Origin of the sequence: Streptomyces sp. NPDC060000 (assembly GCF_042737375.1) — a bacterium.
GTDB lineage: Bacteria > Actinomycetota > Actinomycetes > Streptomycetales > Streptomycetaceae > Streptomyces.
Window position 1 is genome coordinate 273,736 of record NZ_JBHWUU010000001.1, and the last position, 13,454, is coordinate 287,189.

General features: G+C 73.0%; 12 protein-coding genes and 1 pseudogene. 8 read left to right on the forward strand and 5 right to left on the reverse strand.

The window, feature by feature from the left end; all coding sequences use genetic code 11:
- Positions 1–26: 26 nt before the first annotated feature.
- The 4 genes and pseudogenes from ACFWBB_RS01170 to ACFWBB_RS01185 all read left to right on the forward strand — a co-directional run.
- Positions 27–263 (forward strand): annotated as a pseudogene (locus ACFWBB_RS01170) (extradiol ring-cleavage dioxygenase); the annotation flags it as partial.
- Between the two features lie 126 nt (positions 264–389).
- The gene (locus ACFWBB_RS01175) at positions 390–1,196 is read left to right on the forward strand and encodes a restriction endonuclease (RefSeq protein ID WP_385265199.1); all 807 of its coding nucleotides are present in this window, start codon (positions 390–392) and stop codon (positions 1,194–1,196) included.
- 148 nt (positions 1,197–1,344) lie between these two features.
- On the forward strand, positions 1,345–2,007 hold the full coding sequence (locus tag ACFWBB_RS01180) for an alpha/beta hydrolase (RefSeq protein ID WP_385265202.1): 663 nt from the start codon (positions 1,345–1,347) through the stop codon (positions 2,005–2,007).
- 222 nt (positions 2,008–2,229) lie between these two features.
- Positions 2,230–2,475 carry a hypothetical protein gene (locus ACFWBB_RS01185; RefSeq protein WP_385265205.1) on the forward strand — a complete coding sequence of 82 codons (246 nt, stop codon included), beginning with the start codon at positions 2,230–2,232 and terminating at the stop codon, positions 2,473–2,475.
- A 371-nt stretch (positions 2,476–2,846) separates the two neighbouring features.
- Here the strand turns inward: ACFWBB_RS01185 and ACFWBB_RS01190 are convergent, their stop codons facing one another.
- The 5 genes from ACFWBB_RS01190 to ACFWBB_RS01210 all read right to left on the reverse strand — a co-directional run bounded on the left by ACFWBB_RS01190 (position 2,847) and on the right by ACFWBB_RS01210 (position 8,685).
- Positions 2,847–3,743, reverse strand: a complete 897-nt coding sequence (locus tag ACFWBB_RS01190) for an SDR family oxidoreductase (protein ID WP_385265207.1) — start codon at positions 3,741–3,743, stop codon at positions 2,847–2,849.
- A 94-nt stretch (positions 3,744–3,837) separates the two neighbouring features.
- Complete coding sequence (locus ACFWBB_RS01195) at positions 3,838–5,469, reverse strand: phytoene desaturase family protein (protein ID WP_385265209.1); 1,632 nt, start codon at positions 5,467–5,469, stop codon at positions 3,838–3,840.
- Positions 5,462–5,971: an SRPBCC family protein gene (locus ACFWBB_RS01200; RefSeq protein ID WP_385265211.1), complete on the reverse strand. Its 510-nt coding sequence runs from the start codon at positions 5,969–5,971 to the stop codon at positions 5,462–5,464. Before ACFWBB_RS01200 ends, ACFWBB_RS01195 begins: the two co-directional genes overlap by 8 nt.
- A gap of 612 nt (positions 5,972–6,583) precedes the next feature.
- Positions 6,584–7,642 carry a YihY/virulence factor BrkB family protein gene (locus ACFWBB_RS01205; protein WP_385265213.1) on the reverse strand — a complete coding sequence of 353 codons (1,059 nt, stop codon included), beginning with the start codon at positions 7,640–7,642 and terminating at the stop codon, positions 6,584–6,586.
- A 281-nt stretch (positions 7,643–7,923) separates the two neighbouring features.
- Positions 7,924–8,685, reverse strand: coding sequence for a ZIP family metal transporter (locus tag ACFWBB_RS01210; protein ID WP_385265216.1), 762 nt, complete (start codon positions 8,683–8,685; stop codon positions 7,924–7,926).
- A gap of 238 nt (positions 8,686–8,923) precedes the next feature.
- On the opposite strand from ACFWBB_RS01210, the gene ACFWBB_RS01215 reads away from it, so the two are divergent.
- The 4 genes from ACFWBB_RS01215 to ACFWBB_RS01230 all read left to right on the forward strand — a co-directional run bounded on the left by ACFWBB_RS01215 (position 8,924) and on the right by ACFWBB_RS01230 (position 13,415).
- Positions 8,924–9,541, forward strand: a complete 618-nt coding sequence (locus ACFWBB_RS01215) for a hypothetical protein (RefSeq protein ID WP_385265219.1) — start codon at positions 8,924–8,926, stop codon at positions 9,539–9,541.
- Between the two features lie 149 nt (positions 9,542–9,690).
- Positions 9,691–9,834 (forward strand): hypothetical protein, encoded by a 144-nt coding sequence (locus tag ACFWBB_RS01220; protein ID WP_171401420.1) that lies wholly within the window; start codon positions 9,691–9,693, stop codon positions 9,832–9,834.
- A gap of 456 nt (positions 9,835–10,290) precedes the next feature.
- Positions 10,291–11,472, forward strand: a complete 1,182-nt coding sequence (locus ACFWBB_RS01225) for an ROK family protein (protein ID WP_385265222.1) — start codon at positions 10,291–10,293, stop codon at positions 11,470–11,472.
- Positions 11,473–11,594: 122 nt separating this feature from the next.
- Positions 11,595–13,415: an alpha-galactosidase D gene (locus ACFWBB_RS01230; RefSeq protein ID WP_385265227.1), complete on the forward strand. Its 1,821-nt coding sequence runs from the start codon at positions 11,595–11,597 to the stop codon at positions 13,413–13,415.
- Positions 13,416–13,454 lie beyond the last annotated feature (39 nt).

The following is a 13,454-nucleotide window of genomic DNA, read 5'->3' on the forward strand; positions in this document are numbered from 1 at the left end:
CGGGCACCGGCGCGCCGTGCGGGCGGGCGCACTGTGCCCGCACCCCTACGGGCTTCGAGTAGGAAGCCGGCTGGAATCCCCTGGTCGTCGACGAAAGCACCTGGCGGCCCAGCACCCGCCAGGGCATCAGCGTCCGGGGCCGTACCCGGGCCGGCCGGACGGTCGTCGCCGGAATCGACCAGTTCCGCCTCGGTGCGCGTTCCCTCGTCCGCCCGGAGAGGACCGTCCCGGCCCTCAGCGGCACCGGCATCCCCGACGACTGACGGACGCGGCGGCGTGGGCTCCGGAAAGGAGACGACCGCGTACCTCCCCGCCCTTCCGATAGAACCTCCGGGACCTGGGCACAAGCTTGATGATCTTCGTTGACGGACCCGGGAGGAAGCACCGCCATGACCGTACCCCCAAGTGCTCCGCAGGCCGTGCGTAGTCCGGGTCGCTTCGAACTCCGGTCCACGGCCGTGTACTTCGTGCTTCTCGCCATCCTCCTGACACTGCTGGTCATGGTCGCCCGCACCGCCACCGCCGCGGCGGAGCACCGCCCCGGGTGGGCCGTCGCGCTGGTGCTCGTCGGCGCTGCCGGTGTCGTCGCCGGCCGCCGCGGACGGCGCAGGTTGTCGGCGGCGAGAGTCGCGCGGCGCGCCGCGAAGTCCCTGGAAGTGGCCACGGAGACGGTGGTGGAGGCTCTCGAGACCGTGCCGCCGGTTCCTCCGTCCGGCGGACCGGACGGCATCGCCCGGACGGTCCAGCTCACCGAGCCCCTCGATCGGCCGCTCGATGACGCGGCGGCCGCCGAGGCGATCGTCTACGAGGAGCTGGACCCCTACGAGTTCGAACAGGCGATAGCCGAGCTGTGCCGACGCGACGGCTGCACCGATGTGGAAGTCGTCGGCGGGGCCGGTGATCTGGGCGCCGATGTCCTGGGCAGGGCGCCGGACGGGCGTCTGCTCGTCGTCCAGTGCAAGCGGTACAGCGATACGAACCGCGTCGGCTCCCAGGACATGCAGCGTTTCGGTGGCACGTGTTACACCGTGCACGGGGCCGAGGTCGCGGTCGTCGTCACGACCGGCGACTTCACGGCGCCCGCCGTGGAGTACGCGCAGCAGTGCGGCATCGTGTGCGTTGACGGTGAGGACCTCCGGCACTGGCAGGCCGGTGCGGGACCGAGGCCGTGGGACCCGGAGTTCGTGGCTGACTGAACCGGTCGTCGCCGAGAAGATCCGGGCGCGAGGCGAGAGGGGCGGCGGAGTGGAACAGGAAGAAGCAGGCGGCGAAGAGGGAGCCGGAGCCGGGCAAGGCGGGGCAGGACGTGAGAGAGGAGCCGGCTGCGGGAGCGCGTCAGCGCTGGTGGTGCGGCACCGGCCGGTCGGCCGGCCGGGTGCCGCGGTCGTGGTGCTGCACGGTGGCCGGGAACACGGCCGGGAGGCGTCGCGGGGCTGGCATCCGGCCGCCCTGCGCATGCGTCCGGTCCTGCGGGCGGCCGTGGCCGCGACGGACCGTCAGGACGTGCTGTTCGGCGAGGTGCGCTACCGGTACCGGGGCTGGAACACGACCGCGGACCCCGTACAGGACACCGTACGAGCCCTCGACGAGCTGCGCCGGACTGTGGGCGAGGTGCCGGTGACCCTGGTGGGCCACTCGATGGGCGCCCGAGCGGCGCTGCGGGCGGCGGCCGATCCCGCGGTGAGCGGTGTGCTGGCTCTGGCGCCCTGGTGCCCGCCCGGCGAACCCGTCGCCCATCTCGGCGGGACGAGGATCGTCGTGCTGCACGGAGACCGCGACCGGGTGACCGATGCCGGAGAGTCCGCGGACTACGTCCGCCGGGCCCGGCGGACGGCGGCGCAGGCAGGCCTCGTCCTCGTCCGCGGGGGAGACCACGCCATGCTCCGGCGTGCCGCCGACTGGCACCGCGCCACCGCCTCGATCGTCGCCCAACTGCTGCGCCCGGAACCGGTTTCCGAGGGACTCGCCGGCCGGGCCTGCGCGGCGGACGGCCCCCTGCCGTGGTGACGCCGGACGAAGGGGATGCCGACGGCAAGGCGCCTCGCCGAGGGTGGCCGGGGCGCGCCGGGGGACCCTGTTCGCGGTCCACCGCCATCGCTTCCGTGCCCCGGTGGTCGCCCTCGCCCGGCCCATCGGGGACAATACGATGACGTCACCGCGGGCGGGTCGGCTGTCGGACCGTCAGGAGACGTCACAAAAGCGCCGGTTCGCCCTGTGGGATCGTCGGCCGTGTCCGAAGCAAGTCCTGTCACGTCGGCCTGCCCGACCGTCCACGAAAGCAGAGCCACCTCGGTGATCCCCGTCTTCGACGACACCCCGATCTACCACCGCCTCATCACCGAACGGGGCGACATTCCCGCTCAGGTACGAGGCGAGGCCGAACGCATCAAGCGGGACCTGGACCGCGTCATGAGCGCCCCCTCCCCCTCCTCCTTCACCCCCGGCCTGCCCGCGCCGCGAGGGTTCTTCTCCTGAGCCGTCCGTCCGGAGGGCGGACGTGCCCGGTTGTCGTGAGCCTGCCCGGCATCGACCGGTCCGGCTGTCCGAGGGCCCGGGCGCGACCCGGGTCGCGGCGGACGCCCTGCGGGACCGCGCGACCGCCGACCGGGTGGGGGAGCCGCGTTCACCAGCTTCGACGTACTCGGCTGCCTCCGGCTGTCCGCCCACGTCCACAACACCCCGCCCGGACGGCTACGCGTACTTCGCCGAGCCTGTGCGTCCGTCGTCGAGAAGTGGGCGTGTGAAGCAGAAGCAAGGGACGCAACGGATCCGGTGTTCGGTCCGCCGGCGGGTGAGAACCGGCGACGGGTCGCCGTCGGAGGCCCGCGCGCCTGCGAGGGGGCCGCTCACCGCCCGTTCGGCGGGTAACGCGGCTGCGCCGCCGCGTCGTCTGCTCGGCCGCCGGCGCCGAGCAGCCCGGTGGGACGCAACCGGTCGGCGGCCTCCAGACGGGGCAGCGCGCGCCGGGACCGGCGCATGACCAGTGATGGCACCACGGCGCGCGACACCTGGACCAGGCGCAGCGGGGCGGGGACGTATACAGCGGTGCGCCGGCGTTCCACGGCCGTGGCGAGCCGGGCCGCGACGAGCTCGGGCGGGAGCACGCTCCGGAGCGGTGGCGGCATACGGGCGCGCAGTTCGCGCAGCACCGCATGCCGGTCGGCGTCCCGGATCATGTCTGTGTCGGTCCAGCTCAGGTAGGCGATGCCGACGGCCACGCCCTTATGGGCCACCTCGGCCCGCAGGGCGTGCGCGAAGGCCTCCACGCCGGCCTTCGAGGTGCAGTAGGCGCTCATCAGGGGGGCCGCCGCGATCGAGGCCAGCGAGGCGATCTGGAGGTAGTAGCCCGCCGTCTCCACCAGATCCGGCAGGAAGGCGCGCGCCGTAAGGGCGCTGCCCGTGACGTTGACGTCGATCACCCGCCGCCAGGAGGCCATGTCCGCCGAGGCGAACGGGCCGCCCTGCGCGATCCCCGCGTTGGCCACGACGACCGAGGGCGGGCCCAGCCGTGAGCGGACGACCGCGGCCGCCCGCTCCAGTGCCCCGCCGTCGGTGACGTCTGCCTCGACGACCAGCGCGGGAGTGGGCAGGGACGCGGCAACGGACGCCAGCGCCACCGGCTCGTGGCCGATCAGCGCCAGGCGCGCACCCCGGCGTGCGAGCTCGCGCGCCTGCGCCGCTCCCACCCCGCGGGCGGCTCCCGTCACCACGACGGTGCGGTCCTTGAGGGGACTGTCATGCACGGCCTGCTCCGTTCCTCGACGGCCCTGGGTGGCCTCAACGGGCCCCGGGCACCTGCGCGGCGGCTCGTCCCCACGCCGAGGGGCGTGGTGCCCGTCAGCCGGCGGACGGCTTTCTGGCACCCGTGCGATCCCGGCGGGCGAGCACCCGCTGCACATACGTTCCGCCGGTCGGGCGGTGCCGCCGCAGTGCCGCGCGTGCGGCGTTCGCTCCCGGCGCGCCGTGCACACCCCCGCCGGGATGGGCGCCGGCGGAGGCCAGGAACAGCCCGCGCACCGGGGTCTCCGGGCGCCCGCTGCCGGGCAGGGGGCGGAAGAAGAGCTGCTGGTGGAGCGCGGCCGTACCGCCGTTGATCGCGCCGCCGTGCAAATTGGCGTCGAGGGACTGGAGTGTGGGCGGGGCGAGGACGCGACGGGCGCGGATCAGGGACCGGAAGCCGGGAGCGAATCGCTCGACCTGACGCTCGACCCGGTCGGCCATCAGCTCCTGCTCGCTCGCGTCCCAGCTGCCGGTGAGTCCCTCGTCGCCGGCGTCCCCGTCGACCCGCTGGGGCACATGGGTGTAGGCCCACGCCGACTCGGTGCCGGCGGGGGAGCGCCCGGGGTCGGAGGTCGTCATCTGGCCGAACAGCGAGAAGGGGCGGTCCGGGACCTGGTGCATGGCGATCTGGGACGCGAACCGGGTGAGCTCGTCCATGCCGTCGGCCAGATGCACGGTTCCGGCGCGGTGCGCCGCCCCGGCCCGCCAGGGCACCTTCCCGTCGAGGGCCCAGTCGACCTTGAAGGTCGCGAAGTCCCACTGGAAACGTTCCAGGTCGGCCAGCACCTGGGGCGGCAGATGCTCCGGCTCCAGGAGTGCGCCGTACAGCGCGGGGACGGACACGTCGGCCAGCACGGCGCGGTGCCCGGCGATCAGCTCCCCGTCGGTGGTGCGCACCCCCACGGCCCGCCCGTCACGGACCACGATCCGGCTGACCCGCTGCCCGCAGCGCAGGGTGCCGCCCCGGGCGCGCAGCCGTCGGACCAGGGCCTCCGTGAGGGCACCCGAGCCGCCGGCCGGCACGGGAAAGCCGTACGACTGTCCGAGCATGGACATCAGCCAGCCGAAGCCGCCACTGCCCGCGGCCTCCGGAGCGAGATCGGCGTGCAGGGCGTTGCCGGCCAGGAGCAGCCGGCCGCCCTCGCCCCGGAACTCCTCCTCGCCCATCCGCCGTACCGGCAGCACCAGGGTCCTGGCCATGCGCAGTCCCCCGGCGGCGCGCAGCCGGGCCGCGAGCCGGGCCGTCGCCCGCACCGGAGGGAACGGGGTGAACAGTGCGCCGAGGATGCCCGGGCGGAGCTGGTCCCAGACCTCGTGCAGTCGGCGCCAGGCGGCCCCGTCCCCGGCGTGGAAGGCGTCCAGGGAGTCGGCGGTGACATCGATCCTGCGGTCGAGGACCGCACAGCTGCCGTCCGTGAGGGGATGGGCCAGGACGCTGGGCGCGTGGCGCCAGCGCAGACCGTGTTCGTGCAGCCGCAGCGCGGACAGGACCGGGGAGGCGACGGCCAGCGGGTAGAAGGAACTGAAGAGGTCGTGGACGAAGTCGGGATCCACGGACCGGTCGTGCCGCACCGCGCCGCCGGGCTCCGGCTGTTCCTCGAGGACCTCGACGCTCCAGCCCGCGTCCGCCAGCAGGTTCGCCGCGACCAGCCCGTTGGGACCGGCCCCGATCACCACCGCGTCAGGCACCGGCGCCTCCCTCGGCCTGCGACCGGGCCGCCACCGGCGTCTCCCGGCCGCCGTCGGACCGTCCGGCGTGGGCCTCGGACTCGCAGACCCTGGCCAGTCGGCCGAGCAGGGCCCGGTGCCGGATCTGGGACACCACCTCCACGCCCGCGTTGTGCAGCAGCCCGCTGACGCCCTGCAGCGGATGCTCGTCCAGGATCACCAGACAGTGGCGGCCCCACGGCCGCAGCTCGAAGGCGATCCGTGCCGTGCCCAGCACGCCCGCCCGCGCCTCCAACTCCAGCACGTGCGGCTCCTCGCAACGCCGCACGACCGTCTCGTTGGTCAGGCTCACAGGGCCGATCCGGATCTCGTAGGCGATCGTGGAGTCGACCTGGGGCCAGTCTCCCTCCCGCTGCTGGGACGACGACGGGCCCACCACCCACTCCGCGTAGCGGTCGCCGTCGGCGAGGACGGCCCACACCGTCCGTGGACTTGCTTTGATCAACCGATGCCGCACCGCCACCGTGTACCTCCCGCAGTCGCTGATACGTGTCCGCCAAGTGCCCATATCGACGGTGGTCAACCACGTCACGCCACGGCCCCGCCCGTGCGCGCCGCGTTCAGCGGGCGGGGGTCCCGGCGGCGGCGCGGTGTCCCGTCCGCGCCTCGCCGCGCAGGTCCGCGTCGTGCAGCACGTCCAGCGCCGTGCGGGCGAGGGCCTCCGTGACGGTCGCAGGACCCGGCGGGCCCGCTCGGCGGCGTCGGAGGCGAACCCGGGGGTGTGGTCGGAGCCGTTCTCGTCCATGATCGCCACGAAGGGGCGGGGCGGCCGGCACGCGCGTGCTCACGTAGCCGATGTCCGAGGAGCCCAGGTACACACCGGGCGCCGGCGGCGTGAGCGTGATCCCCGGGCGGGGGCTCACAATGACCCACCGCGTCCCCCGACGCACGGCACGTGGTGACCCGCTGACACTCACGGTTTGCGCGCGACCCGGACCCACGCCTCCCGGGCACGGAATGACCCCTGCTCCCGGCCGGTTTCGAACGGCACGGCCGGGAGCAGGGGGTCGTGGTGCTGCTCGTCCCGGATGATCGACGAAGGGCCTCGCCGGACCGGTCGAGCCGCTCCACCGCCTCACGATCCGAGGCGGCGGCGGTCCTCCTCGTCCCACTTCCGGGTGTCGCGCGGCTGGACGTACGGCTCGGCGTCGGCCGGGTGGCCCCCGGCGACGGCGCGCTGGCGCACCAGCTCCGCGTCGAACTCCAGACCCAGGAGAATCGCCAGATTGGTGATCCACAGCCACACCAGGAAGACGATCACGCCCGCGAGCGTCCCGTAGGTCTTGTTGTACGAGCCGAAGTTGGCCACGTAGAGCGCGAACCCGGCGGAGGCGACCATCCAGATCAGCAGCGCGAGGAAGCTGCCCGGCGTGACCCAGCGGAAGCCGCGCACCCTGGCGTTGGGCGTCGCCCAGTACAGGAGCGCGATCATGATCGTCACCAGGACCACCAGCACCGGCCACTTGGCGATCGACCACACCGTGAGTCCCGCGTCACCGACCCCGAGCGCCGTGCCCGCCTGCCGGGCGAGTCCGCCGGTGAACACCACGATCAGCGCGCTGATCACGGCCATCACCATGAGGACCACGGTCACACCGACCCGCACCGGAAGCACCTTCCACACCGGGCGGCCCTCGGGGATGTCGTAGACCGCGTTGGCGCTGCGGATGAACGCGGCGACATAGCCGGAGGCCGACCACACCGCGAGCACCAGACCCACGATGGCCATGAGCGAACCCAGTCCGCCGTTCCCCTGCATCTGCCGCACCGCGTTGCGCCGGACGTCCTGCGCGGGACCCGGGGCGAGCTTCTGGATGTTGTCCAGCACCTGCTGTGTCGCCGACTTGCCGACGATGCCCAGCAACGACACGAGCGCGAGCATCGCCGGGAACAGCGCCAGGATCCCGTAGTAGGTCAGGGCGGCTGCCCGGTCGGTCAGCTCATCCCTCTTGAACTCCTTCAGGGTGCCCTTCAGCACCGCTGTCCAGGAGTGTTTGGGCAGGTCGGTCGGACTGTCCGGTGCCCGCCGCTCGACCTGCTCGTCCGGCCCCGCCTCCGGGGCCCGCCCGGTCTCGTCCTCATGATCGGCGGCGACGCGCCCACCGTGCCGTCCGTTCCGTAGTGTCCTTACCATTCCACCCGAGTATCCGGCCCTGCATTGCATATGTATGGATTCGTCACATATCGGACTTTTCTCAGAAAAGTGTGGAGTCCCCACAAACGGCCGAGGTCATGGGAGTGATCGCAATCACCGGCCGGCACCGGGCATGAGATCACGGCATCCGGGTAGCCGATGCCTGCCGACCGGGGAAGGGCGGTGACGCCTGGGGAGGTCTAGCAGGCTCTTCCCCGGTCCGTCGGCGTCAGGCGCCCCGTGGACAGCCCGGACATGTGCCGGGATCCGGCCGCCGCCGCTCACATGTGGGACAGCGCGAAGGAGATCAGGAAGCCGCTGACGGTGACCAGTCCTATCGCCAGGTGCGCCTCCTCGAACGCCTCGGGGATCATCGTGTCGGCGATCATGGCCAGGATCGCGCCCGCGGCCACCGCCGTCACCGCCGCGATCACAGCCGTCGAGAAGCCTCCGACCACCGTGTAGCCGAGCACCGCCGAGGCGGTGCTCGCGGCGGCGATGGCCCCCCACACGCCGAAGACGTACCCCTTGCCGCGTCCCGCCCTCCGCATACCGGCCGAACTGGACAGCCCCTCGGGGATGTTGCTGATGAACACCGCCGTCACGGTGACCGCGCTGACCGCGCCTCCGTCGAGCAGGCTGACGCCGATGACCGCGGACTCCGGGATGCCGTCGAGCAGCGCGCCGAGGGCAAGGGCCAGGCCCGATCCGCTCTGTTCCTTCTCGGAGGGCTGGGCCTGCCCCGAGTGGTGACCCGACCGTTTGCGATGACGGGCGCCTCGGCGCGCCAGCCACAGGTTGCCCACCGTGTAGGCGGTCGCCCCGATCAGGGTTCCGATGACCGCCGGGCCCAGCCCTCCCTCGTCGTAGGCCTCGTCGATCAGCTCGAAGGAGACGGCCGAGAGCAGTACGCCGGCGCCGAAGGCCATCACCAGGGCGATGACCTTCTGCGGCACGCGCACGCCGTAACCGAGCGCCGCTCCCAGCAGCAGCGCGGAGCCCGCCACCAGTCCCCACCAGCCTGCCTGGATCACCTCTGCCATGCCGCTCCGTCTACCCCGTACCGAGCCGTGATCACCGACTCGTGTCCCCTCACGGTGAACGCTCTGGCGCCTGGGCCCGAGGCCCGGCGCCAGGACGTCGGTCAGTGCCCGAGCCACGGCCACCGGGGCCTGAGTATCGGCATCAATGTCAGTGCCGTGATGAAGGATGCCTCACATGAGATCAACTTCGGCTCTTGCGGGTAGTCGGTCTCATGTCCCTGCCGAGGAAAGGTCACCGATGATGTCGCCCACCGCCGTCCAGCCGCAGGTCCTCGACGTACGTTCCGACGTTCACCGTCGGCAGCGCGGGTACGAGGCCATGCTCGGCGCGGCGGGTACGGCCGCCCTCGCGGCCGGCGTGCCGCGCCCCCGGAGCCCGCTCACGGGCGGCCGCGAGGAAGGGGTGCGTCCGGCCCGGCGACCGGGCCCCCCGGACGACGGCGGCGCGGCCCGGGACGTGCGGCCGTCGGCGTCGCGCCGCCCGAGCGGACCGTCGTCCGGCGCGAGCGGATCGCCGGGCCGCGCCGGTACCGACGTGCTGCGCATCGTCTCCGATCCGCGCACACCGGTGTTCGTCACCGAGCACGCCAGTGGACGCCGTGTGTACGGCTACTGGCGGCCGTTGGACGCCGGCAGCGGCCGGGGAGGCTGTTATGTCGCCCTGCCGACCGCCCAGTGCGACGAGCTGTTCGCGGCCGGGCGGATCACCGTCGGCGACCCCGTCACGGATCCGACGAAGACGACCTACCGGGTCCGCCCGGCCCGCCCCCGGGCCCCAGCCGCCCGCCCCGCAGCCGCCCGCCCCGCGGCCGCGCCGCCGGTGCGGACGACGACGGCGCGGCGACGCGCGGCGTGACCGGATGTGCGGGCTGACCGGACGGGCGGCGGGGGAGCGGCCCCTGCGTCCTGCGACAGGCCGGCCTGATCGGCCCGTTCGGGGGTAGCCGGACGACCGGCGGAGACAGTTGCGGAGACAGAACGCCGACAGGCAACGGGAGGAGAGCGATGAGCGTCATCCAGCGCATCAAGGAGTTCGCCAGGAGCCCCCAGGGGCGGCGCACGATGGAACAGGCACGACGTGCGGCGGCCGACCCGCGCCGTCGCGCCCAGGCGCGCGGCCTGCTGGCCCGCCTGCGCACGCGACGCTGACATCAACGCCCGAGGCTCGGCGCCCCAGGCCGAGGTCCGGCATCCGAGGTCCGGCATCCGAGGCCCGGCGCCCGAGGCCCGGCGCCCCAGGCCTGAGGCCTGAGGCCGGCGTCCCAGGCCCGGCGCCCCAGGCCTGAGGCCTGAGGCCGGCGTCCGAGGTCCGGCGTCTGAGGCCCGGCGCCCCAGGCCCGAGGCCGGCGTCCGAGACCCGAGACCCGAGGCCCGGCGCCCGGCGTCCCAGGCCCGAGGCCCGAGGCCCGGCGTCCGAGGCCCGGCGCCCCAGGCCCGGCGCCCCAGGCCCGAGACCCGGCGGCCTGGGCCCAGGTTGGCTTTGATCGCACGTCAATAGCCCGGTGCCACGGGTCCATTGCAAGGAAGTCCAGGCTCACAGCGAACCTTAAGGCGATTCCTGCTTCTTTCATTGACAGCGGAAAATAAGAGCCCTAGGTTCCGGGCATGGCCTCGTCCTTCGCCTCGCACCCCACCGAGACGTTCCCCGCCGGAACACCGGCCGCTGCCCAGATCTTCACCACCGTTCTGTCCCAGGGTCCGCTCACCCGCCTGGAACTGGCCCGGCGGGCCGGTCTGTCTGCGGCGGCCGTCACCAAGGCGGTGCGGCCCCTGATCGAGTCGGGATACCTGGTCGAGGACGCCGACCCGGAGGCCCGCCCGGCGCTCGGGCGGCCCGCGAACCTGGTGCGGGTCGACGGGGGCCGCGCGCTGTTCCTCGGGCTCAAGCTGACCGGTGACGAGATCTTCGGCGTGCTCACGGACCTGCGCTGCCGGACCCTGCTCGCCCGGCACGCATCGCTGGCCGACCGTGCCCCCAAGGCGGTCCTGGCCGCGACCGCGGAGGTCGTGCGGGAGTTGCTGACCGAGGCGGACGGCTACGGCGTGCGCGTCATGGGCCTGGGCATCGCCGTCTCCGGCGACGTGGACCGCGCCGAGGGAGTGGTGCGCTACTCGCCGTTCCTGGAGTGGCGCGACGTGCGGCTCGCCGAACTCGCCTGCGCCGTCACCGGTCTGCCGGCCACCGTCGACAACGACGTACGGGCCCTCACCGTCGCCGAGCAGTGGTTCGGCGCCGGAGTGGGCCTGTCGAACTTCGCCGTGGTGACCGTCGGCGCCGGTGTCGGCTGCGGCCTGGTCGTGCACGGCCGGGTGGTCGCCGGAGCGCACGGCGTGGCCGGCGAGATCGGGCATGTCACCGTCGACCCGAACGGGCCGCTCTGTCACTGCGGCAACCGGGGCTGCGTCGAGGCGATCGCCGCGGACCCCGCGATCCTCGCCCGGATCCGCGCAGGCACCGGTGTCGAGGTCGCCGACACCACCGAGGCCGTGGACCTCGCCCGCCGGGGCGACGCCCATGCCCGCGACGCGTACTCACGGGCGGGGGAGGCGATCGGCCGCGGCATCGCCACCGTGGCCAACCTGCTCGGCCCCGAACGCGTCGTCATCTCCGGCGAGGGCCTGGCCGCCTACGACCTGTTCGCCGATCAGATCCGCAGCGCCTTCGCCGCGGCCGCGTTCGGCTCCGCAGCGCAGTGCGACCTGCAGACCCGCCCGCTGCCTTTCGAGGAGTGGGCGCGTGGCGCCGCGGCCACCGCCATCCAGTCCTTCATCACCGAGCCGAACTGACCGTACGGCAGCGTCCACCGCACCCTCCGGCGCCCGTTCGCCGGCGGCCCTGTCATCGCCACGGCCACGACCGCGCCACCTCGAGGCCGTCCCGCCGAACCCCACCCCAGGAGGTCAGACCCATGCGGTCACCCTCGTACTCCGTCCTGCCCGCACGCTCTCTGAGAGCCGTCGTCGTCCTGGCCCTCGCCCTGGGCACCGCGACCGTCGCCCCCGCAGCCCACGCCGGAACCGCCCACCCGGGGACCGCCGTGACGGCCGCGCCCGGTTCCGCCGCCAAGCCGTACATGGGCTGGTCGAGCTGGAGCATGCAGTCCTCCAAGTACCCGGGCCTCAACCCCGACGGCGACTACAGCTACCTCACCGAGGCCAACGTCCTGAAGCAGACCGACGCCCTGGCCGCGAAGCTGAAGAAGTACGGCTACGAGTACGTCAACATCGACGCCGGCTGGTGGCGCGACAAGGCCTGGAAGCCGCAGTTCGACCAGTACGCCCGGCAGAAGGCGGACCCGCAGCGCTTCCCCCGGGGCATGAAGGCCGTCGCCGACCACGTGCACGCCAAGGGCCTCAAGGCGGGGATCTATCTGCCGGCCGGCCTGGAGAAGGAGGCCTACGCCGACGGCAGGGCCCCGATCCGGAACGCCGAGGGCTGCACCACGGCCGACATCGTCCACGACGATCTGCGCACCACCAACGGCTGGGACAGCGCCTACAAAATCGACTTCTCGGACCCCTGCGCCCAGAAGTACATCGACTCCCAGGCGCGGATGTTCGCCGACTGGGGCTACGACTTCCTCAAGCTCGACGGCGTCGGCCCGGGTTCCTTCAAGAGCGGCGACAACTACGACAACGTTGCCGACGTCGCCGCCTGGCAGAAGGCGATCGCCGCCACCGGACGCCCGATCCACCTGGAGGTGTCCTGGTCCCTCGACATCGGTCACGCCGCCGACTGGAAGAAGTACTCCGACGGCTGGCGCATCGACACCGATGTCGAGTGCTACTGCAACACCCTGGTCTCCTGGGAGAACTCCGTCGACGACCGTTTCGACGACATCCCCGCCTGGACGCGGCACGCCGGTCCCGGAGGCTGGAACGACCTCGACTCGCTCGACGTCGGCAACGGCGCGATGGACGGCCTCACCAAGGCCGAGCGGCAGACCTACGCCACCCTGTGGGCCGTCGCCAAGTCGCCGCTCTACACCGGCGACGACCTCACCCGCCTGGACTCCTACGGACTGTCGCTGCTGACCAACCGCGAGGTCATCGCCGTCAACCAGGGTGACGCACCGCCCGCGCACCCGGTCACCGCGTCCGACCCGCAACGGGTGTGGGCCGCGAAGAACCCCGACGGCACCTACACCGTCGCCCTGTTCAACCTGGCCGACGCACCGGCCCCGGTGAGCGCCGACTGGGCGACGCTCGGCTTCGCCGGCGAGGCGGCCGTCCGTGACCTGTGGAACCACGAGAACCTCGGCACGTACACGAACAGGATCACCCAGGCGCTGCCCGCGCACGGCTCCCGCCTGTTCACCGTCACCCCGCGCGGCAGCGCGCTCCAGCGGACCGGCCACGAGGCCGAGGCCGCTGCCAACACCCTCGCGGGCAACGCCTCCGTCGCCGACTGCTCCGCCTGCTCGGGCGACCGCAAGGTCGGCAACCTCTACCTCGGCGGCAAGCTGACCTTCACCGGTGTCGTCGTCGACAAGCCCGGCACCTATCAGATCGAGGTCGCCTACATCAGCGGCGACGCACGGCCCGCGAGCGTCTCCGCCAACGGCGCCGGCGCCACCCGCCACACGTTCCCCGCGACCGGCGACTGGGGGACCGTCGCCCGCGTGCATGTGCCGGTAACGCTGAAGGCGGGCGCCAACACGGTCACCTTCGACAGCGGTTCGGGCTACGCGCCGGACATCGACCGGATCGACGTACCGAAGACCTCCTGACGACACCCTGGGGCCCGGTTCCGCACCCGGGCCCCAGGC